Source organism: Acinetobacter sp. ANC_7512 (assembly GCF_056779935.1).
Genome location: NZ_JBWYIX010000014.1, coordinates 43,633 through 63,785 on the forward strand (window position 1 = coordinate 43,633; position 20,153 = coordinate 63,785).

Consider the following 20,153-nt stretch of genomic DNA (forward strand, 5'->3'; position numbering starts at 1 on the left):
TTATGGATATTACAGAATTACTGGCATTTTCAGTGAAAAACGGGGCGTCTGACTTGCACCTTTCTGCGGGAATGCCACCGATGATTCGTGTTGATGGTGAAGTTCGTCGTATTAACTTACCAGCCTTAGAACACAAAGAAGTACACCGCTTAATCTACGACATCATGAATGATAAACAACGTCGCGATTATGAAGAAAAATTAGAAACCGATTTCTCATTTGAAGTACCTGGTGTAGCACGCTTCCGTGTCAACGCATTCAACCAAAATCGTGGCGCTGGCGCGGTATTCCGTACCATTCCTTCTCAAGTGATTTCTATGGAAGACTTGGGCATGGGGCAAATTTTCAAAGACATTTGCGCCTATCCACGAGGAATTGTTTTGGTCACAGGACCAACGGGTTCAGGTAAATCGACTACGCTTGCGGCGATGATGGATTACATTAACGACAACCGTTACGACCATATTTTAACCGTCGAAGATCCAATTGAATTTGTGCACCAATCCAAAAAGTGTTTGATTAACCAGCGAGAAGTGCATCGTGACACACATGGTTTTAATGAAGCACTACGCTCTGCACTGCGTGAAGATCCAGATATTATTCTCGTCGGTGAAATGCGTGACCTCGAAACCATTCGACTTGCACTCACTGCTGCGGAAACTGGTCACTTGGTGTTTGGAACACTGCATACCACATCTGCCGCAAAAACAATTGACCGTATTATCGACGTGTTTCCTGCCGATGAGAAAGACATGGTTCGTGCCATGCTTTCTGAATCGCTTCAAGCCGTCATCTCTCAAACACTTTTGAAGAAAACAGGTGGCGGTCGGGTAGCTGCTCACGAAATTATGATTGGAATTCCAGCGATTCGAAATCTCATCCGTGAGAACAAAGTTGCACAAATGTATTCTGCAATACAAACCGGTGCAAATTATGGCATGACCACTCTCGATCAAAGTCTCAAAAATCTTGTCGCGAAAGGCATTATTACCCCGCAAGTTGCACGTACTGCGGCTAAACAACCAGAATCATTTTTATAAAAATGGACGTCATTTGATTTAGGGGAATCAAAATGGATTTTAATGACCTGCTCGACATGATGATTGCGCGCAAGGCTTCAGATTTATTTATCAGTGCAGATATTGAACCATCAATGAAAATTAATGGTGAAATTGTGCCTGTAGTTAAAACAAAACTCACTGGTGAAATCATAGGTCAATTGATTCACTCGATTATGAGTGAAAGACAACGAATTGAATTTGCTGCAACACACGAATGTAATTTTGCTATTGCCAATCGTGATAAAACTGCACGTTTTCGTGTAAGTGCTTTTCAGCAACGTGATCAACCTGGCATGGTTTTACGTCGGATTGAAACTGTCATTCCAAGTATTGATGAGCTGAAACTACCGCCCGTCCTTAAAGATCTAGCAATGACTAAGCGCGGGATCATCTTATTTGTAGGTGCTACTGGTACAGGTAAATCGACTTCGCTTGCAGCAATGATCGGTCATCGTAATCAAAATTCTAAAGGTCATATCATTACCATTGAAGACCCAATCGAATTTATTCATCAACATCAAGGCTGTATCATAACTCAACGTGAAGTTGGAATTGATACAGACTCATTTGAAATTGCACTGAAAAACACACTCCGCCAAGCACCTGATGTCATTCTTATTGGTGAAATTCGCTCACGTGAAACCATGAACTATGCGATTAGTTTTGCTGAAACAGGACATTTAGTATTTGCGACCTTACATGCCAATAATGCCAACCAAGCCTTAGATCGTATTATTCATTTCTTTGAGACAGATCGTCACAGCCAACTGTTTATGGACCTCTCACTGAACTTGAAGGCGATCATTGCACAACAGTTAATTGCGACTCCTGATAAAAAATCACGTCATCCTGCAATTGAAATCTTAATCAATTCTCCACTGATTTCAGACTTAGTGCGTAAAGGCGAAGTTCATGAAATTAAGGAAGTCATGAAGCGTTCCCGTGAAATTGGAATGCAGACGTTTGATCAAGCGCTATTTGACTTATATAAAGCTGAGAAAATCACTTATGACGAAGCATTACGTCATGCTGACTCTGCCAACGATTTACGCTTACAAATCAAACTCTCTGAAGAAGATCCAAACTATCTGTTGAATTCTGGCCCCCGCCTCACTTTTGATGGTCAAGATGATTAATCAATAGTGAATAAAAAAGGAGCAATCATTGCTCCTTTTTTAATGCAATCAAGATTTATTTTTTACGGTATGCTTCTTGGCATTCAGGCGCATCGCAATAACCATATAAATTCAAAGAGTGACCTGTTAAAACAAAACCAAGTTGTTCAGCAACATTATGTTGTTCTTGTTCAATCAAATCATTGTGGAATTCAACAACTTTGTTGCAGTTCTGGCAGACCATATGATCGTGGTGATCATCTTGCATGATTTCGAATACAGAGTGATTATTCTCGAAATGATGACGTTGGATAATACCAGCAGCTTCAAACTGAGTTAACACACGATATACAGTTGCTAGACCGACATCTTCGCCCTGCTCAAGTAAGGTCTTATAGATATCTTCCGCGCTCAAATGATGCTGTCTTGAATTTTCTAATAATTCCAAAATCTTGATTCGTGGAAGGGTAACTTTAAGTCCAGCTTTGCGTAAATCTTGATTTGAAATAGGCATATAAAAAGGTCTCTCAACAAATTTTAAGTTGGAATATGCAACAGAGTTGAGATGCAGTATGATCTATCCTTGGATCAATTGCATCATAATTAATTTGGGATAGTGTAGCAAAATGCAAAAAATCATGCTGACGTTATTCGTCGCTTCTTTACTGGGTGGTTGTTCTGTCTTTGGTGTATACAAAGTTGATATTCCTCAAGGAACACCATTAACCCAAGCGCAAGCTTCAAAAATTCAAGTCGGGATGACTTACCAACAAGTTCGTTTTTTACTTGGTAGCCCAACCATTTCAGATCCTTTGAATCCTTTACGTTGGGATTACATCTACAATTATACCCCAGGTACATATGCTAAAAAAGCAAATATTCCTGCAACTCAAGGTCAGCATCTAAAAGTATATTTCGATGGTTCTGGCGTCGTGAATAAAATCGAAGGTTTAGAAACTATCCCAGAAACTCAACCTGGTTTACCAGGTTCGAAAGATGCGATTTTGAACGCGCCACCACTATAAAGAATTAGACATAAAAGAAAACCCCTCAAAGAGGGGTTTTTCATATCATTTCAATTGTTTAAAGCGATTGCCACGACAATAGCGCCCAACTGGATTCGCTGCCGCTCGCTTACGGCGAATATCTTTTGGATTAATCGTTAATGCCCGATAGATTTCCACCCGATCACCTGCTTGCAGAACATGCGATTGATCTTGTACTTTCGTCCCAAAAATTCCAACAGCATACTCGTCTGGCAACTGCGTACACGACGCGATACCACTTTGTGTAATAGCATCCGCAACAGACATGCCTTCCACAAATTCAAGTTCAATGTGAAACTGCTGGTCTACAGCAGCATAAGCAACCCAAACTTTTGCATTTTGGATCATGGTAACAATTGACCTAAGTAAGAAATCATTGCAGCCACAATTGCTAAAGGTGTCACAATACGTACAGCCACACGCCAGATATTATAAAAAGCTTCATTACTAAAATTCAGCGCTTTACGTAAATGACTAATTTTCATGATCCAACCCACGAAAATTGCATAGATTAAACAAATGCTTAATCCCCAAAGCATTAAAATCGGAGTTAAAAATAGATCGGCTGCAGGGAATACCCAAATTAAAAGTGGTGCAAGCAATAAAAAATATTGCACCGCTTGTGCTAATCCACGATGTGCGAGTTGTTCCTTCCCAAGTTGCAGGAGTAAAGCTACTGCAAATATTGTCGCGATTAAAACGATATATGCTGGAATTGCAGCACTAATTGCAAAATATCCAAATCCAGCCACAGCCACCAGTTGCGCTAGCCAAATCGGTAAAGTTTTTGGCGTTGCAGCATCTTGTTTCTCTTGATTGAGATTTGTCTGCCAATATAATCCAAGCCCGAGACCTGAAGCTACTAAAGCGAGAATAGTTGCATTACCCCACTCTTTAAACTCAACAGGAGTCAGCTGCCAATCATTGACTTGGACACCAAAAACCTGAGCCGCGATTAAACTTGCAATCGTTGCAATCGCAGTAAGTACAACCAATACAGAACGTTGAAGAAATGATAAACCAAATGCAATGAATGCTGCGATACCCATCAAAATATTTGAACCAATACCAAAATCATTTTGTTGTGCTACAGCATTAGAAGTATTAAGTAATATACCGCCTGCTAAGAATGGAATAAAAATAACAGCAAGCCAGCCCACTACTCTCCAACGTTGGTTTGCATCGGCTTCACGGGTCAATTTTGATAATGCGTTCAGCGCTGAAGTTTGAGCTCGTTTCGCCAATCCAATTTCTAAATAAATAATTGGCAACGCTAAAAACAACATCGTTGCAAACCAAAGTAACCAAAAATCGAGTTGTCGATCAATTTGCAAGCCTAAGCTTGGTGCCAGACCCACAATAATGATAAATGATAAACAAAATGCCATCAGCGGCGATAACCATCGTGACATAGCGGTGTCCTGCATGAGGTATTCCATTAAAAAGTTTTACGCTATTTTGCCTAGCTCAATCATTAAAATCAAAGTCTGGCGTTAAAAAAGTAAGTGTAGATCTTAGCCACTTCAAATTAAATTTTTAATATTGATCCGCGCGAGTAACACGCTTCAAGCTTGGGTCACGGGCTTCTCTGACCAATCGCTCAACGTGAGTTATGGTACGTAATGTTGGCTTACCATCCTGAAATAAAATCATTTCGCCGGGCGTATATGCAAACCAAGCTTCATTATCTGTTAATGGTTCTGTCGTAATTACAGCCACACGATCTTCAGGTGTCGTGACCTGACTAAAATCGACTTCAACATCAATATCAATTAATCGTGCAGGTTGAAATGGATATTCGCGAACAATCCAGTGTAATTTTGTGGTCGCATAACTATACAAAGCCTGCCCATTTGATAAACAAAAATTGAATGTCCCATGCTCTGCTATTGTTGGTGAAATTTCTTCTAATGCATGAAATACATCGTGGACACTTGGCTCTACATAACCAAACTTTTGTACGAGATGTTCTAATAAATAGCAAAATGCAAGCTCACTATCTGTATTACCTACTGGTGTGAACTGTCCCGACAACCTTGGATGAAAATTATGCAGATCGCCATTATGCGCGAAAATCCATTGTCTCCCCCACAATTCACGAATAAATGGATGAGAATTTTCTAAAGTAATTTTTCCCTGTGTTGCTTTACGAATATGTGCAATGACATTACGCGATTTAATCGGGTAATTACGAACGAATTCTGCAATTGGAGACTCGACTGCAGATTGGTTATCAACAAATAAGCGACATGCCTTATCCTCAAAGAAAGCGATGCCAAAACCATCTGAGTGATCTGACGTTATTCCAGCGCGCTGAGAAAAACCACGAAAAGAAAACGTAATATCCGTAGGGGTGGCACAATTCATTCCAAGTAGTTGGCACATAATCTTTCATTTTGCTTTAATTATCAGTTTTATTGTGCATCAGCCTTATAGATCTTGCAAATATGAATATAGCAATTGAATATGTTTTATGCTGGATATATGGGACATAAAACGATTATTCTTATCAAACAAAAAAAGCCACCGAAGTGACTTTTTATTATGTGATTATGAATTAGTGCGCCGACTTAGAACGATTGGTAATCAATGTTCCAACACCGTGATCCGTAAAAATTTCCAACAAAGTCGCATGTGGAACACGACCATCCACAATATGCGCGCTCACTACACCCCCTTTCACCGCATCAAGCGCACATCCCACTTTCGGAATCATACCGCCGTAGATCACACCTGTATCTATCAAGCGATCGACTTCTTGTGTTGTTAGTCCAGTGAGTAGGTTTTTATTCTCATCCAATACACCACTGATATTCGTAAGAAGAATTAACTTTTCTGCACCCAAAGCTTCAGCAACTTTACCAGCAACTAAATCTGCATTGATATTGTAAGTATTACCTTCCTCATCAACACCAAGTGGCGCAATCACTGGAATAAAATCACTTTGAGTGAACATTTCCAGAACGTCAGTTTTTACACCGACCACTTCACCCACTAACCCAAGATCAATTTGTTGAACAGATCCATCCTCTTGGGTTTTTTCCATCAACAACTTTTGAGCACGAATTAAGTTACCGTCTTTACCCGTTAATCCAATTGCACGACCACCATGTTGATTGATCAAATTCACAATAGACTTATTTACACTTCCGCCCAACACCATTTCTACAACTTCCATAGTTGCAGGATCAGTTACACGCATTCCATCAATACGGTCTGATTCACGCCCAAGTTGTTTCAAAAATGAATCGACTTGAGGACCACCACCATGAACCACAACCGGATTAAGACCAACTGTTTTCAGAAGCACGATATCACGGGCAAACGAACTTTCTAATGCAGGATCAGTCATTGCATTGCCGCCATATTTCACTACAAGTGTTTTACCTGTAAATCTTTGGATGTATGGCAAAGCTTCTGTCAAAATTTGAGCTTTGTCGATGCCAGTTTGTTGGTGTGGCATTCGCCTCTCCTTCATTCCTACATTAGTGTGCATTCAAAATACTTTGAGCAAGCACAGGATATTTTTCATTTAAAATTTTTACAAAATGCTGGCGAATTTCATAAAGTTTTGATGGACTATCTGCATCAAACCGTACCGTGAAGTATTCACCAGTATTTGATGCTCGCATAATGCCAAATCCGTAGTCAAAATCAAGGCGAATACCATCGATTTTACTCATTTTAGCCCCAGTACTTTTACAATTCTGCTCTATCAAGGCTAGGACGTCTTGCGGATTTGCATCTTGAGTTTCAATATAGGTATCTTCAGTACCAAAGCGATCTGGGAATTGAGCGAGATATTCAGATAGCGTGATATTAAGTTGACTCAATGCCTCCATGACCCGTAATGCTGCATAGATACCATCATCGTAACCAAAACCACGACCATCATTGAAGACATAATGACCCGCATATTCTCCCCCAAAAACAGCTCGACCTTTGGATTGGGAAATATAACGGCGCATGAAACTGCTGCCAGTACGAATCATTTTTGCGATGCCTTGTAATTGTTCAATGGTTTTTGACACCATCGTTGAACATTTTACGTCATAAACAATTTCATGATGTGGATGCTGAGTTAAACACAATGATGCGAATAATGCCAACAAGCGATCAGCAGACACAATGTGAGCATTCTCATCCAGAATGACGGCACGATCACCATCACCATCGAGAGCAATCCCTAAATCCGCCTGATGCAACAAAATTTTTTCTTTTAACTGCGTCAAATGCTTCGCTTGTGAAGGGTCTGGAGGATGATCTGGAAACTCTCCATTTTCACAACAACGTATTGAAATGACTTCGCATCCCATTTTTTGTAGTACTAAATCAGCACAACGCCCAGCGGCACCATGCATACCATCTAATACAACCTTGAGTGGACGCTTTAATTGAATATCCTTGAGCAAAGCATGCTGATAAGCCAAGCAATACTCTGATTTAATCTGATGTGTCAGTTGAGGTGGCGTTGGAAAGTGATCATGTTGAAAATAGAAACCTTCCGCATATTCCCCAACATTTTGAATCATGTCTGGACAAGGCGGTTCGTATTCAATAATCCATTTAATCCCATTATCATGTTTAGGATTATGACTCGCGGTCACCATGATGCCATTTCCATTTTTATGTCGAGCAGCAAAATACATTTGTGGGGTTGAACAACATCCAATGTTTTCGACATTCATCCCTTGGTTTTTGAAGACTGATTCAATAATCCAAGCAAAAGTAGGACCAGTCAATCGAGCATCGTAACCTAGCACAATACTTTTCTGGCCACGTGATTGATACTGAGCAGCGAGCCCATGCGCAATCGCATAAATTGTTCTTGTATCCAATTGACTGACTTTTCCGCGAATATCATAAGCGCGGAAAATTTGTCTTGGAAAAATAAGTGGTTGGGTATTCATTCTTAATTAACACCGTTGACTGCTGAGACAGAACAGCGTGATGAGAGTTGATCCAAATAAATTTTGAATATATTGAGTAATAGAAAATATCGTTATTCTTTATATAACGTGTACCAATTTCAATTTATATAATCTTTGTTAATATTTTGCAACATATAAATAAAAGCCTGATTTTACAGGCTTTTATCCAAAATACTATTGTTTTCCAGTGTGTCCGAATCCACCAGCTCCTCGCTCACTTGCCTTGAATTCGTCAACTAAATCAAATTCAGCTTGTAAAACAGGAACCAATACGTATTGAGCCAATCGCTCACCCGGCTCTAATGTAAATGCATTTTGACTGCGGTTCCAAACTGAAACCATTAATTCACCTTGATAATCTGAATCAATTAGACCGACGAGATTTCCTAATACAATCCCGTGTTTATGACCTAAGCCAGAACGAGGCAAAATCAAACCCGCATAACTTGGGTCTTCGATATAAATTGCCATACCTGTTTTAACTAAAACAGTCTGACCAGGCTCAATAGTGATCGCTCCATCTACACATGCACGTAAATCTAAACCTGCCGATCCTGTTGTTGCATAAGTAGGTAATGGCCATTCTTGACCAAGTCGTTGGTCGAGTACTTTCACTTGAACTTTCATATTCAATCCTGTTTTAAAATGTAATTAACGTTTGAGTAAAGCTTTCAGATTTTGCAGATAATGCTGTGCCTGTAATTTTGGATCGATATTTTCAGCCAATTTCTTTTTTCGACCTAGCCAATCGACTTCATCTTGTGGCAATTCATCCAAGAAGCGACTTGGTGTCATTTGTTTCATCTGACCGCCATTTTTACGCTGTTCTGCAAGCGTCAAAGTCAGACCTTGTTTGGCACGGGTAATACCAACGTACATCAGTCGACGTTCTTCTTCGATGGTATCAGCAACAATTGAATTCTTGTGCGGAAGCAACTCTTCCTCAAGCCCCATAATATAAACGAATGGGAATTCCAGGCCTTTAGAAGCATGCAAAGTCAGTAAGTTTACTTTATCGATATCTTCATCTTCTTGCTGTTGCTCCAACATATCCAGCAACACCATCTTACGAATGACACTTTCGATATTTTTTTCATCGACATCTTCAGCACGATTGATCAAACTTTGAATACTGCTATAAAGCACTTCAATATTGTCAATTTTAGTTTTTTCTTGTGCTGGCGTCGCTGCCGTTTCTTTGATGTAGTCGATATATCCTGCCTCAACCATCATTTGGCGGACTTTAGGCACAGGTTCATCATCATCTAACAGTTCACGCGTAAAACCTTCGATAAAATCAGCAAACTCAGCCAATTGAGATGTCGCCTTCTTCGGTAATACCATACTTAGGCGCTGATCATTCGCGGCACCTAGTAGAGAAAGATTATTCTCTTGCGCAAATAAACCTAGTTTTTCTAAAGTCACAGGTCCTATGGCGCGTTTAGGTGTGTTGATAATCCGTAAGAAAGCACTGTCATCTTCAGGATTAATAATGAGACGTAGATAGCTCATAATATCCTTGATTTCAGCACGACCAAAGAACGACTGACCACCAGAAAGTTTGTAAGGAATCTGCATCTGACGAAGTTGTGTTTCTAAAACACGTGCTTGGAAGTTTCCACGGTATAACACGGCGTAATCTTTCCAATTTTTGCCATTCATCAATTTATGAGTCAGCAAATCTTTAACAACACGTTCCGCTTCATCATCATCATTACGACAAGTAATAATACGGATCACCTCACCATGTCCTTTATCACTCCACAATTTTTTATCAAAAATATGTGGGTTATTCTCAATCACATGGTTTGCAGCTTTTAAAATACGACTGGTTGAACGATAGTTTTGCTCAAGCTTAATGACTTTTAAATTGGGGAAATCTTCCTTCAATAAGGCCATATTTTCTGGCTTTGCCCCCCGCCAAGCATAAATTGATTGGTCATCATCCCCTACAGCCGTAAATTGTCCCATGACACCAACAAGCAGTTTGACCAAGATATATTGGGCGGTATTGGTATCTTGATATTCATCAACCAATAAATAACGTACACGGTTTTGCCATTTATCACGGACTTCAGCATTTTCTTGAAGAAGGCGTGTCGGCATTACGATTAAATCGTCAAAATCGACCGCATTATAGGCACGTAAATTACGCTCATAAAGTTGATAGAGATGCGCAAATTGAACATCTTCAGCCGTTTCACAAGTCGTATGTGCTTGCTCAGGCAAAATTAGATCGTTTTTCCAATCTGAGATCATCTTCATCGCTTTTGCGATCAGCTCTTTACTTTCTGCACCAGACAAATTATCTCGGTGCATTAAATCCATTAAAATACGCTTACAGTCATCAGCATCTAAAATGGAAAAGTTTGCTTTAAGTAGCGTATGTTTTAATTCTAGTCTTAATAAATTCAAACCAAAGGTGTGAAAGGTAGAAACAGATAAACCCTTTCCATCCTCTTTACCAAGCAATTTACCGACACGCTCTTTCATCTCTCGTGCAGCTTTGTTGGTAAAAGTCATCGCAGTAATACGATGTGCTGGTATACCGCATTTTTTGACTAAATATGCAATTTTCTGTGTGATTACAGAGGTCTTACCTGAGCCTGCCCCAGCAAGTACTAACAAGGGTCCTTGAGTGTATTTCATGGCTTCAAGTTGCTTGTCGTTCAAATGACTGGCTGATGACATATTCTTTCCTCTTTTCCTTCAGCGCTCGATTATAGTCATCTGCTTCGAATATGACTAACGTTAAATTTAATGAAGGTATATTTGAATAAATTTCAGACATAAAAAAACCACCCGAAGGTGGCTTTTTTCAGATCATGTATTATTGAACTGCGTAAACAGCAATCTCTACACGACGGTTTTGTTCTTTACCTGCTGCAGTTGTGTTATCAGCAATTGGGTTTGAAGAACCTAAACCTTGAGCATTAATACGTGCTGTAGAAACACCCTTAGATGCTAAATAGCTAGCGACAGATTGAGCACGTGCTTGTGACAATGGGATGTTAATCGCATCATTACCTGAACTATCAGTATAACCAGTTACAAGGATACCGCTCTTGTTGTCTTCAGTTAAAACTTGTGCAACACGGTTTAAAGTGTCATAGAAGTTTGGCTTGATATTTGATTTATTTGTATCAAACGTGATAGCACCTGGCATTACTAAGTTAATAGAGCCATCTGGATTACGGTTTACATCAATACCTGTACCAGCAGTTGCTTGGCGTAATTTTTTCTCTTTATTGTCGAGATATACGCCTGCAGCACCACCTAATACAGCACCAATCGCTGCTGCACGGTTATTTTGACGGCTAGTGTTCGCATTACCTTTAGAAACACCGTAACCAGCTGCTGCACCAATTAAAGCACCCAATGCAGTTTTGTCATACTCGACGCCACCAATATTGTTACCAGTTGTTTGACAACCAGAAAGTACCATTGCCCCAACCACTGCAGCTGAAATAGCTAATGCACGCATGGGATGACTCCTTTTATATGTTTTTGTATGTGATGAATAATGATTTGTTAGAAACAATTTAACCATTACTATTTTGTTAATAATAAACAGTTTATTAACAATATGTAATCTTTTGTAGCATCTTTCGTTAATGCTTCATCATATTTTATACATAGTTAAGAAAACGGGCTTTGTGATTTGAGCGACTCGATTTATAGTGTTTTAAAAATTTCAATCACATGCAATCACTTTTTAGGACTGTGCAATGGCAGCAGAGAAGCAGAAACAACCTATTTTAAAAAAAATTTCTAAGGGTTTAACCGTAGGTTCTGTGATCACAGGAAGTACATTTTTTCGTGGCCCACCTATTCTTGCATTAGGTTTGACTAAACTCGTAAAAAAATCATCAAAAATCGATGAAACCAATATCAATATCGCCAATGGTTGGATTGGTACGAATAACTGGCTCATTGAAAAAGTTCTCCCTGAGCTTAAATGGCACATCACGATTGATGAAGATCTAGATCTCAATCTACAAGGTCGTTACATCATGACCTGTAATCACCAAAGCTGGGTAGATACAACTGTTACTCAATATTTTGGTCTTAAACGTATGCCGCTCACACGTTTTTTTACGAAATGGGAACTCATTTTTATTCCTTTTGTTGGGCAAGCATTCAAGATCCTTGGTTTTCCTATGATGAAGCGTCATACCAAAGCGCAAATCGAAAAAAATCCTGCGCTGAAATATCGTGATATGGAAGAAGCGCGTAAATCGTGTGAACAACTGCTCAGCCAACCTTTTACCTTATTAAATTATTTAGAAGGTACGCGCTATACGCCCGAAAAACATGCTCAACAAAAATCTCCGTATAAAAATTTACTCAAGCCTAAAGCGGGTGGTCTAGCACTTGCCCTAAATATTCTAGGAAGTGAAATTGATGCACTAGTCGATATGACCATTGTCTATCCAGATGGTGTGCCAGGTTATGGAGATTTTTGGTTAGGAGAAGTTTCTCAAATTGCCGTCAATTTAAGAAAAATTGAAATTCCTGCTTGGGTTCATGGCGGCAATTATGAGGATGATGCCGACTATCGCGCTCGTTTCCAAAAATGGGTTGATGAGCTTTGGACAGAAAAAGATCAGTTAATTACACAGTTAAAACAACAGCTTCAAGCTGAATCTGTAAATTAAGCTGTCCTCAGAATGTATTGCATATGACAGATCGCATGACTAATTCTCGAAAAACTTTCCGTCCACAGCGTCATGACACGTTATTTTGGAAGATGTTCCTGATTTATGACATCTTTATGATGCTCATTATTTTAGTCAATTTGTTTTGTCTATGTGCCAATGCATTTTTAATGAGTAATTTTGGCTCATGGGTATTTGACACGGTTCAATTACCTCAAATTCTGGAGTTTTATAAATCCGAGCTTCACCCATGGGTCATCATTACTGAAAGTTGGTTTATCACATTTTTAATTGTTGAACTCGCTGTAAGATGGCTGATTGCAATCGTCAATAAACATCATCAGCGTTGGTTTTTCTTTCCCTTCATTCATTGGTATGAAATATTAGCTATTATCCCTTACCTTCGCTTTTTACGTTTAATTCGCGTCGGAGTGATTGCCTATAGACTGCATGAGCTAGGCTATAAAGTCATACCTAATAAATGGTTCAGACGTCTTAATTTTTACTATAACGTGATCATGGAAGAGCTCTCTGATCGTGTGGTGATTACTGTCATTGATAGTGTAAAAAAAGAGTTAGACACTAGCTCAACCCATAAAAAAATCATTCATGATCTGGTGAATCACCATCGAGACATGTTTGCCACGACATTAGCGCAAGTCTTACAAGAATCTTTAGCAACCGAATTAAAACTTCAAAAAGATAATATCTCGCAAGGCGTTGGTCACATTGTCATTAAAGCAATTGAAGACACACCAGAGCTAACACAGCTCTTAAAGCTGATTCCATTGGTGGGTGGTCGTATAGAACAGCAAATCCACAACATTGGTCAACGATTAGGTGAAAATATTACCGACGGTTTAGTTGAACCTTTTATTTCTGGAACCATTGATAAACCGAATGCGCATTATCAACTCATTGCTGAAAAAATTAGCCAGCTCAATATTGATAATCATGCATTAGAACAACTCGTTGAATCTGTCGTTTATGAAAGTCTTGAGTCTTTAAGAAAACAGGTGGCAGTAAAACAATGGCAAATAGAGTTATCAAAAAACAATCAAGTCAAGGAATGATCATTTCTCTATTAATTTAATATATCCGCTAGAGAATTCTTGAGAATTGAACTAGCATTTGCACAATTAACAATTTTTACTTCGATTATAAAGCGCGAAGCAAGCAAGGAATGAATATGGCAGATATTCGGATTACCGGTAGAATGGTGAATTTTACCCGAATTACCTTTGACACCAATGATCATAATGTTATCCGCCAACAATTAAGTGCCATGATGAGTGAAACCTCTTATGAAGGTGCGCTTGTCATTCTAGACACAACCGTTGAACAAGAACTCATTGGACTCATTCAATTGGTCATCAGTTTAGGGTTACAGCCCATGGCTGTCGTTGATGGTTTAATGGGTGATGAAGCACGTGCGATCCAATTCCCAGTTCTTGCGGCTGATCGTCCTTTGCAGCGCATCAAAGCAACAAAAGAACAAGTGGTAGAAGCCCCAGCAAATACCCCTGAAGCTGAGAAGGCTCCAACACACATAGCTCCTGCAACCACACATAAAACTTCGTATCACGATGAAGTGCTTAGAACAGGACAATGTCTGGTACAAGATCACGGCGATATTATTTTAACTGCTGGAATTAATAGTGGCTCTGAAATCATCGCTTCAGGAAATATACATATTTATGGCTCTGCTCGTGGTAGAGTCATCGCCGGCGCCGGTGGCAATACAGCAGCACGAATTTTCTGTCATGTTTTAGAAGCTGAATTAGTATCTATCGCAGGAACATATTGTGTTGCAGATGATATTCCACCACATATGCTAAAAAAGTCAGTACATATCTATTTAAATGATGCTCAAGAGCTTGTCTTTGAAGCACTCGAATTTTAATGTATAACTAAACATGAGAACCCCTATAGTATTGGGGATAAACATAACAGGAGTGGATTCGGTGGCGAAAATTGTTGTCGTAACATCAGGTAAAGGTGGCGTAGGTAAAACAACTACCAGTGCATCTTTTGCAACAGGTTTAGCCCTTCGTGGCCACAAAACTGTTGTAATCGATTTTGACGTAGGTTTACGTAACCTCGACCTTATCATGGGTTGTGAGCGTCGTGTTGTTTATGATTTTGTGAATGTATTAAATAACGAAGCGAGATTACAACAAGCACTTATTCGCGATAAAGAAATCGAAAATCTATATATTTTACCTGCATCACAAACCCGTGATAAAGATGCGTTGACCGATGAAGGTGTTGCACGTGTTATGGACGAACTTTCTCAAGAGTTCGACTACATCATTTGTGACTCTCCTGCAGGTATTGAACGTGGTGCGATTTTAGCAATGTACCATGCTGATGAAGCAATCATTGTAACGAACCCTGAAATTTCATCTGTCCGAGATTCTGATCGCATTATTGGTATGTTGGACAGTAAAACGAAGAAAGTAGAAAATAACGAAGGTCGTATTCGTAAGCATCTTTGTATTACACGCTTCAACCCTGAACGTGCTGACAAACAAGAGATGTTAACAGTCGATGATATTTCTAAAGATATCCTTCGCGTGCCGACGCTCGGTGTAATTCCTGAATGTAAAAGCGTGTTACAAGCTTCGAATGAAGGTAAGCCTGTTATTCTTTATACTGAAGAAGCAGCTGGACAAGCTTATGACGATCTTGTTGCACGCTTCCTTGGTGAAGAACGTCCATATCGTCACATCTCTGTGAAGCCGAAAGGCTGGTTAGCACGTTTATTTGGAGCATAAAGATGGCAGGATTCTGGAGTAAACTTTTTAGTAGTGATGACAAACCATCAAGTGCACAAACAGCTAAAGATCGCTTAAAAGTTATCGTGGCATCTGAAAATGGTCTAGGTAAGCGTTTAAGCCAAGATAAAATTGATTTAATGAAAAAAGAAATCATGCAAGTTGTGAATCGTTATGTGCGTGGTGTAGATGAACAGCATATACAAATGTCGGTTCGCTCAGAAGCAAATATCGAAATGCTAGAAATGAATATCAATTTGCCTGAAGAACGTTAATCTGATTTTTGATTAGTCAAGCAAATTGAATCAGGGCAAAATATGAGAGTGGCAGAAATAGGCTATTAGCTATATTCCGCCCACTTGAAGCAGAGCTTCAAGTCTTGCGACTAGACAAAGCAGTGCTTTGCTCATCTAGTCTCATATTTTGCCCTTTTTTATTGATTAAAAATACCAAGGAGATTGTGATGGCATTATCACAGCCAGCCACGTTCAATGAAGAATGGTCAGACGAGCGTGTTTTTGCCTATTTAAATCAGTTACCTCCTGAAGGTGTAAACGCTGATTTTCATGTTCTCTATCATGCTTTTAAACATATGCGTGCTAATGACTATGAGCGTTTACTCACTAAATTTATAGCAGATGGTCGTGATCTTAACGCTCAAAATCCTGAAGGCAAACGTATTCATGATGTGATCGCAGAATTCCCACGCCAAAGTGCAGAATTCCTTGCTGTTTTAGCAAAATTTGCCTAAAAAACAGATAAAAAAGCCTGCTTGAGCAGGCTTTTTTGATTTAAATCTATCTTATACCTGTTAAAAAATAGTTTCGTATTAAGGTTACTTTTACGTTTGGGTGAAACTTAGATTATTTCCATTGCCAACCCAATGCAATAGCACCACCAACATCACCTTGTGAACTTGCGGTTCCAGATGCTTTATAGACAAAGCGATTCGTTTCAGAAACCCCACTAAATCCAATGGCAATACCTTGCTCACCATCCCATGTACCAGCAGCTGCACTGAACATACTTGCACCAGCATAAGTTGGCTGGGGTAATGAAGCGACAGCCAAAGATGCTGCAATAGCTGCTCGAGTGTCACGTCGTTCATCGGCAAAACTCTGTTCTAAAGCATTTACACGTCGACTAGTATACTCATTGGCCTGATTCAATATTTCATTGGTTCGTATATTCGTATATTCCTGTGCATCGCTCAAAACTTGCTGATCTGCTTGACGCATTTGTTTTACATTGACTGCGTCGGTATCCGCTGTACCTGCTGCCACATTAACAATTTGGCGCTGTTGCGTAGAGGAACCCACTGAAACCGTATTGTCCCGATCGGTAGACGAAGCATTTCCTAAAAGAACAGCATTATTTGCGTCAGACGTTATATTATTCCCAAGAGCTACAGTACTATTTCCTGAAATATTGTTGAAATTACCAACTGAATGCGTATTTTCACCCGTAACCGTATTGTGATTTCCTAAAGCTGTTGCATGTTCACCAGCGACTTGTGATTCAGCCCCAATAACAATACTCTCACGACCCGATGCTACTGATGAACTTCCGATTGCAAGAGCATCTTCACCTGTTGCATTTGGTAATATTGCATTTTCACTAGGATTTGTTCCAACAGATATTGCGACAGTTCCACCACTAGCCAAAGACGTTAGCCACTGTTGTTCGGTGCCATTAAAGCCATTTTGTACAGCAATCTCAAAAGCACTAAATCCTTTGTCACCTTTTAAGCCTTGAAGTCCTTGATCACCTTTATCGCCCTTATCACCTTTCAATCCTTGAGGACCTTGGTCACCTTTATCTCCTTTGAGTGACGTCAGCCAATCTTGCTCTGTTCCTACAAATCCATTATTCACCGCCACTTGGTAAGAACTATCACCTTGTGGTCCTACACCGCCACCAGGTCCACCGCTTGTACCTGGTATACCTTGATCCCCTTTGTCACCTTTCAATCCTTGTGGACCTTGATCACCTTTATCTCCCTTATCGCCTTTTTCACCTTTTAATGATGTAAGCCAATCTGTTTCAGAGCCCTCAAATCCATTACTCACAGCAACCTCGTACGCACTTGGTCCAGCTGGTCCAGTGGTACCTGTACCTGTTTCACCACCAACACCATTATTTTCGAGTGCAGACACTCGGTCTTTTAACGCTGTAAATTCAATATCAATCCCTCTAATTGTTTGATTTACGTTTTGGTATGTAGAGCCTTGCATTTCAAATGAAAGGGGCATCACACTCCCCTGAAACATAGTCACCCCAGTACCCAGAATTCTTTGTAAACTGGCTGTCAATTGATCAACATTAATAGCATCATGAGTATCTAATCCCCATGCTAAGTTCATGATTCGGCGTTTTAATTGATCACTACCGACTGAAATAACATTCTCTCGATCTGCAACCGATGCACTACCTAAAGCAACAGAGTTGCTCGCATAAACCTGACTCAGCTCACCAATCGCGACTGACTCTCTTACGGATGTATAATTTGGTCCTGGTCGAATAATAATAGAACCACCGACAGCCACATTAGTGTGACCTTGCACATTACTGTTGGAGGCAAATATATGAGAACTCGTCGCACCAACCTCATTAAATCCACCAAAAATCATCGAGCCATTAGTGTTGACGTCGTGAATATTATTCATACCAACAACAACAGATTTTACAGACGAGTTTAAATTTGAAATACCTATAGAGATACCCCCTTCAGCAGTATTTGAACTACCGATCGCAATACTCCCTTCCCCCTTAACCACTTGATTATTACCAATGGCAATATTACTTGTATGATGCGTTGTGTTTTGATTTCCAATGACCACATTATTTTGCGTTGTCGTTACAGCGTTTGGTGTCACCGTATTATTCAAACCAAAAACAGTATGATTCATCCCAATATTGACGTTATTGCTTTGTCCCATAACCACACTGTTCGGTGCAACCACTGAGTTATTTTCACCACAGATGAAAGATGTAGTGTCTGAATTCGTCGCTGTGCCTGTTGAACCCTCACATTCATCAGCTTGCACCTGACTCGTCATTGCGGTTAATGCCCCAATTAAAATCAGATAACCTGTTGTCATTCCAATATTTTTTAAAGATTGTGTAAAACGTGTACGTCCAAGTTCCCCTATTACGACTAATTTTCCAATACGATTACGGATAACTCGGTATATATGGTTCATGTAATTCCCCTTAGTTTTTGACATGGTCATGTCACTTGCAGGTTTTCCATAGTTTGCAAGAAAGACCTTTTATAATGAGGAAAATCAAACCATAAAGCTGATAATCTAGAAGCCCCCCTTTAAGGGGGGATGAAAAAAATATTTTTGTGAAAAAATGATTAATATTTACTTTTTTATCTCAATTTTTTTAAAAAAATCTATAATTTGAATTTGTTATAATCAAAACAGTTCAATCGAAGATGAATTCAATAAGTTTTCGTAAAAGTGATCGAACAAGGCTCGGCACCCTCCATCGCCTGAGAAATCTTTGCTGTACTCAACTTCCGCTCCTTACCATTGCGCCCAGTATTTTTGACTATTTGAATTTTTTGATTCCACATGATGCCTACGGTATGGCACTGACCTATCCAAATGGTGAACCTTATATACTGTATTACAAAAATCTTAACCCTCAGTCGATGAGGTATGTCCAAGAAAATACTGAATTATTCTTAAACTTAAAAACCGAAAGCCATATCCGCTGGCTCAACTGCCCTATGTTACCCAAAGTCGGAAATCTTTTACGCCCAGATGATCCGTATTTTCATAGCTTAACCTACCAGATGATTGTGCGCCAAAGCGGTCTTCACCATACACTAGATCTAAGATTAGAACGCAATCATATTCCTGCAGGAGGTATTACCCTCTATAGGCGTATGTCACACCCCTTCCAATTACAAGATCATCATTTATTAGAACAAGCTGGTGTCTATATCGAATATGCGCTTAACAATCAAATGGAGGATGGCGACGATGTAATTGAATCAGATCAAGCGTTGTTAATCGTGAATTCTCAAAATGATTTAGTCATGATGACTGATGCTGCAAAGGATTTACTGAATCTCTTCCCGATACATTATGAATTTTGGGAACCATATAAAGCGTTGCCAAAATCATGCTATCAAGTCATCAATGAGCTTAAATATGGGCAACAAATCCCCAAGCTTAGTTTGACCATTCCTAATGGAATATTAACCCTTCGTGCTGAATGGTTAAGTAGTCAAAATACAACCGATACAAATATCGCCTTATACTTAAAGCGCTCATTACCACGCTCCCTCATTATTTTAAAAAAACTAGAAGCACTTGATTTATCCCCCCGAGAATGCCAAGTGGCTTTTTCGTTAATTACAGGCATGAATAAAAGTGAAATTTTACAAAAATTATCCATTAGCCCTGCGGTATTTAAAGATTGTGTCAAGTCAGTTTATCAAAGCTTGAATGTTCACTCTGTGAGTGAACTGATCACATTTGCCAGCCAATGGACTACCCCCAAAAACAACACTTTTTTGAGTTAAATAAAAAAAGCAACCTATGGTTGCT

The 20,153-nt window shown here is 39.5% G+C and carries 20 protein-coding genes; 10 read left to right on the forward strand and 10 right to left on the reverse strand.

Annotated elements, in window-relative coordinates; translation table 11 throughout:
• Positions 1-2: 2 nt before the first annotated feature.
• Positions 3-1,040: a type IV pilus twitching motility protein PilT gene (locus AC1M9H_RS12880; RefSeq protein WP_092768204.1), complete on the forward strand. Its 1,038-nt coding sequence runs from the start codon at positions 3-5 to the stop codon at positions 1,038-1,040.
• Between the two features lie 32 nt (positions 1,041-1,072).
• Positions 1,073-2,197 (forward strand): PilT/PilU family type 4a pilus ATPase, encoded by a 1,125-nt coding sequence (locus AC1M9H_RS12885; protein WP_481587875.1) that lies wholly within the window; start codon positions 1,073-1,075, stop codon positions 2,195-2,197.
• A 55-nt stretch (positions 2,198-2,252) separates the two neighbouring features.
• On the opposite strand, the gene fur is transcribed toward AC1M9H_RS12885, so the two are convergent.
• Positions 2,253-2,690 (reverse strand): ferric iron uptake transcriptional regulator, encoded by a 438-nt coding sequence (fur, locus tag AC1M9H_RS12890; protein WP_035267453.1) that lies wholly within the window; start codon positions 2,688-2,690, stop codon positions 2,253-2,255.
• Positions 2,691-2,802: 112 nt separating this feature from the next.
• Between fur and AC1M9H_RS12895 the strand changes: the two genes are divergently transcribed.
• Entirely contained in the window at positions 2,803-3,201 is a 399-nt protein-coding gene (locus tag AC1M9H_RS12895; protein ID WP_092768200.1) for an outer membrane protein assembly factor BamE, read from the forward strand.
• A gap of 45 nt (positions 3,202-3,246) precedes the next feature.
• On the opposite strand, the gene AC1M9H_RS12900 is transcribed toward AC1M9H_RS12895, so the two are convergent.
• From AC1M9H_RS12900 to AC1M9H_RS12935, 8 genes are all read right to left on the reverse strand, one after another.
• Entirely contained in the window at positions 3,247-3,570 is a 324-nt protein-coding gene (locus tag AC1M9H_RS12900; protein ID WP_092768198.1) for an RnfH family protein, read from the reverse strand.
• Positions 3,567-4,649: a hypothetical protein gene (locus AC1M9H_RS12905; protein WP_481596562.1), complete on the reverse strand. Its 1,083-nt coding sequence runs from the start codon at positions 4,647-4,649 to the stop codon at positions 3,567-3,569. The genes AC1M9H_RS12900 and AC1M9H_RS12905 overlap by 4 nt, the downstream gene beginning before the upstream one ends.
• A gap of 109 nt (positions 4,650-4,758) precedes the next feature.
• Positions 4,759-5,607, reverse strand: coding sequence for a class II glutamine amidotransferase (locus tag AC1M9H_RS12910; RefSeq protein ID WP_035267429.1), 849 nt, complete (start codon positions 5,605-5,607; stop codon positions 4,759-4,761).
• Positions 5,608-5,779: 172 nt separating this feature from the next.
• Entirely contained in the window at positions 5,780-6,685 is a 906-nt protein-coding gene (gene argB / locus AC1M9H_RS12915) for an acetylglutamate kinase (protein ID WP_481587878.1), read from the reverse strand.
• A gap of 22 nt (positions 6,686-6,707) precedes the next feature.
• Complete coding sequence (locus tag AC1M9H_RS12920) at positions 6,708-8,132, reverse strand: phosphomannomutase/phosphoglucomutase (RefSeq protein ID WP_481609229.1); 1,425 nt, start codon at positions 8,130-8,132, stop codon at positions 6,708-6,710.
• Between the two features lie 195 nt (positions 8,133-8,327).
• Positions 8,328-8,780 (reverse strand): dUTP diphosphatase, encoded by a 453-nt coding sequence (gene dut, locus AC1M9H_RS12925; protein ID WP_481613546.1) that lies wholly within the window; start codon positions 8,778-8,780, stop codon positions 8,328-8,330.
• A gap of 24 nt (positions 8,781-8,804) precedes the next feature.
• Positions 8,805-10,844 (reverse strand): UvrD-helicase domain-containing protein, encoded by a 2,040-nt coding sequence (locus tag AC1M9H_RS12930; RefSeq protein ID WP_481613547.1) that lies wholly within the window; start codon positions 10,842-10,844, stop codon positions 8,805-8,807.
• 139 nt (positions 10,845-10,983) lie between these two features.
• Positions 10,984-11,637, reverse strand: coding sequence for a YiaD family glycine zipper/OmpA-like lipoprotein (locus AC1M9H_RS12935; protein WP_092768184.1), 654 nt, complete (start codon positions 11,635-11,637; stop codon positions 10,984-10,986).
• A 244-nt stretch (positions 11,638-11,881) separates the two neighbouring features.
• On the opposite strand from AC1M9H_RS12935, the gene AC1M9H_RS12940 reads away from it, so the two are divergent.
• From AC1M9H_RS12940 to AC1M9H_RS12965, 6 genes are all read left to right on the forward strand, one after another.
• Complete coding sequence (locus tag AC1M9H_RS12940; RefSeq protein WP_180000261.1) at positions 11,882-12,811, forward strand: acyltransferase; 930 nt, start codon at positions 11,882-11,884, stop codon at positions 12,809-12,811.
• A 35-nt stretch (positions 12,812-12,846) separates the two neighbouring features.
• Entirely contained in the window at positions 12,847-13,884 is a 1,038-nt protein-coding gene (locus AC1M9H_RS12945; protein WP_416202018.1) for a preprotein translocase subunit SecA, read from the forward strand.
• Positions 13,885-14,000: 116 nt separating this feature from the next.
• Positions 14,001-14,714 (forward strand): septum site-determining protein MinC, encoded by a 714-nt coding sequence (gene minC, locus AC1M9H_RS12950; RefSeq protein ID WP_180000266.1) that lies wholly within the window; start codon positions 14,001-14,003, stop codon positions 14,712-14,714.
• 61 nt (positions 14,715-14,775) lie between these two features.
• A complete protein-coding gene (gene minD, locus AC1M9H_RS12955; protein ID WP_035267390.1) occupies positions 14,776-15,588 on the forward strand; it encodes a septum site-determining protein MinD in 813 nt (270 codons plus the stop codon).
• A 2-nt stretch (positions 15,589-15,590) separates the two neighbouring features.
• A complete protein-coding gene (gene minE, locus AC1M9H_RS12960; protein WP_035267388.1) occupies positions 15,591-15,863 on the forward strand; it encodes a cell division topological specificity factor MinE in 273 nt (90 codons plus the stop codon).
• A 188-nt stretch (positions 15,864-16,051) separates the two neighbouring features.
• On the forward strand, positions 16,052-16,339 hold the full coding sequence (locus AC1M9H_RS12965) for a PA4642 family protein (RefSeq protein ID WP_035267385.1): 288 nt from the start codon (positions 16,052-16,054) through the stop codon (positions 16,337-16,339).
• A 112-nt stretch (positions 16,340-16,451) separates the two neighbouring features.
• Here the strand turns inward: AC1M9H_RS12965 and AC1M9H_RS12970 are convergent, their stop codons facing one another.
• Positions 16,452-18,791: a YadA-like family protein gene (locus AC1M9H_RS12970; protein WP_481613548.1), complete on the reverse strand. Its 2,340-nt coding sequence runs from the start codon at positions 18,789-18,791 to the stop codon at positions 16,452-16,454.
• Between the two features lie 239 nt (positions 18,792-19,030).
• Here AC1M9H_RS12970 and AC1M9H_RS12975 point away from each other — a divergent pair, with 239 nt between their 5' ends.
• Positions 19,031-20,128 (forward strand): helix-turn-helix transcriptional regulator, encoded by a 1,098-nt coding sequence (locus AC1M9H_RS12975; protein ID WP_481587885.1) that lies wholly within the window; start codon positions 19,031-19,033, stop codon positions 20,126-20,128.
• The last annotated feature ends 25 nt before the right edge of the window (positions 20,129-20,153 follow it).

What these genes read in the sequence shown, in the direction of transcription:
- AC1M9H_RS12880 (WP_092768204.1), top strand. Translation starts at nt 3, where the DNA reads ATGGATATTACAGAATTACTGGCATTTTCAGTGAAAAACGGGGCGTCT.
- AC1M9H_RS12885 (WP_481587875.1), top strand. Translation starts at nt 1,073, where the DNA reads ATGGATTTTAATGACCTGCTCGACATGATGATTGCGCGCAAGGCTTCA.
- fur (WP_035267453.1), bottom strand. Translation starts at nt 2,690, where the DNA reads ATGCCTATTTCAAATCAAGATTTACGCAAAGCTGGACTTAAAGTTACC.
- AC1M9H_RS12895 (WP_092768200.1), top strand. Translation starts at nt 2,803, where the DNA reads ATGCAAAAAATCATGCTGACGTTATTCGTCGCTTCTTTACTGGGTGGT.
- AC1M9H_RS12900 (WP_092768198.1), bottom strand. Translation starts at nt 3,570, where the DNA reads ATGATCCAAAATGCAAAAGTTTGGGTTGCTTATGCTGCTGTAGACCAG.
- AC1M9H_RS12905 (WP_481596562.1), bottom strand. Translation starts at nt 4,649, where the DNA reads ATGCAGGACACCGCTATGTCACGATGGTTATCGCCGCTGATGGCATTT.
- AC1M9H_RS12910 (WP_035267429.1), bottom strand. Translation starts at nt 5,607, where the DNA reads ATGTGCCAACTACTTGGAATGAATTGTGCCACCCCTACGGATATTACG.
- argB (WP_481587878.1), bottom strand. Translation starts at nt 6,685, where the DNA reads ATGCCACACCAACAAACTGGCATCGACAAAGCTCAAATTTTGACAGAA.
- AC1M9H_RS12920 (WP_481609229.1), bottom strand. Translation starts at nt 8,132, where the DNA reads ATGAATACCCAACCACTTATTTTTCCAAGACAAATTTTCCGCGCTTAT.
- dut (WP_481613546.1), bottom strand. Translation starts at nt 8,780, where the DNA reads ATGAAAGTTCAAGTGAAAGTACTCGACCAACGACTTGGTCAAGAATGG.
- AC1M9H_RS12930 (WP_481613547.1), bottom strand. Translation starts at nt 10,844, where the DNA reads ATGTCATCAGCCAGTCATTTGAACGACAAGCAACTTGAAGCCATGAAA.
- AC1M9H_RS12935 (WP_092768184.1), bottom strand. Translation starts at nt 11,637, where the DNA reads ATGCGTGCATTAGCTATTTCAGCTGCAGTGGTTGGGGCAATGGTACTT.
- AC1M9H_RS12940 (WP_180000261.1), top strand. Translation starts at nt 11,882, where the DNA reads ATGGCAGCAGAGAAGCAGAAACAACCTATTTTAAAAAAAATTTCTAAG.
- AC1M9H_RS12945 (WP_416202018.1), top strand. Translation starts at nt 12,847, where the DNA reads ATGACTAATTCTCGAAAAACTTTCCGTCCACAGCGTCATGACACGTTA.
- minC (WP_180000266.1), top strand. Translation starts at nt 14,001, where the DNA reads ATGGCAGATATTCGGATTACCGGTAGAATGGTGAATTTTACCCGAATT.
- minE (WP_035267388.1), top strand. Translation starts at nt 15,591, where the DNA reads ATGGCAGGATTCTGGAGTAAACTTTTTAGTAGTGATGACAAACCATCA.
- AC1M9H_RS12965 (WP_035267385.1), top strand. Translation starts at nt 16,052, where the DNA reads ATGGCATTATCACAGCCAGCCACGTTCAATGAAGAATGGTCAGACGAG.
- AC1M9H_RS12970 (WP_481613548.1), bottom strand. Translation starts at nt 18,791, where the DNA reads ATGAACCATATATACCGAGTTATCCGTAATCGTATTGGAAAATTAGTC.
- AC1M9H_RS12975 (WP_481587885.1), top strand. Translation starts at nt 19,031, where the DNA reads ATGAATTCAATAAGTTTTCGTAAAAGTGATCGAACAAGGCTCGGCACC.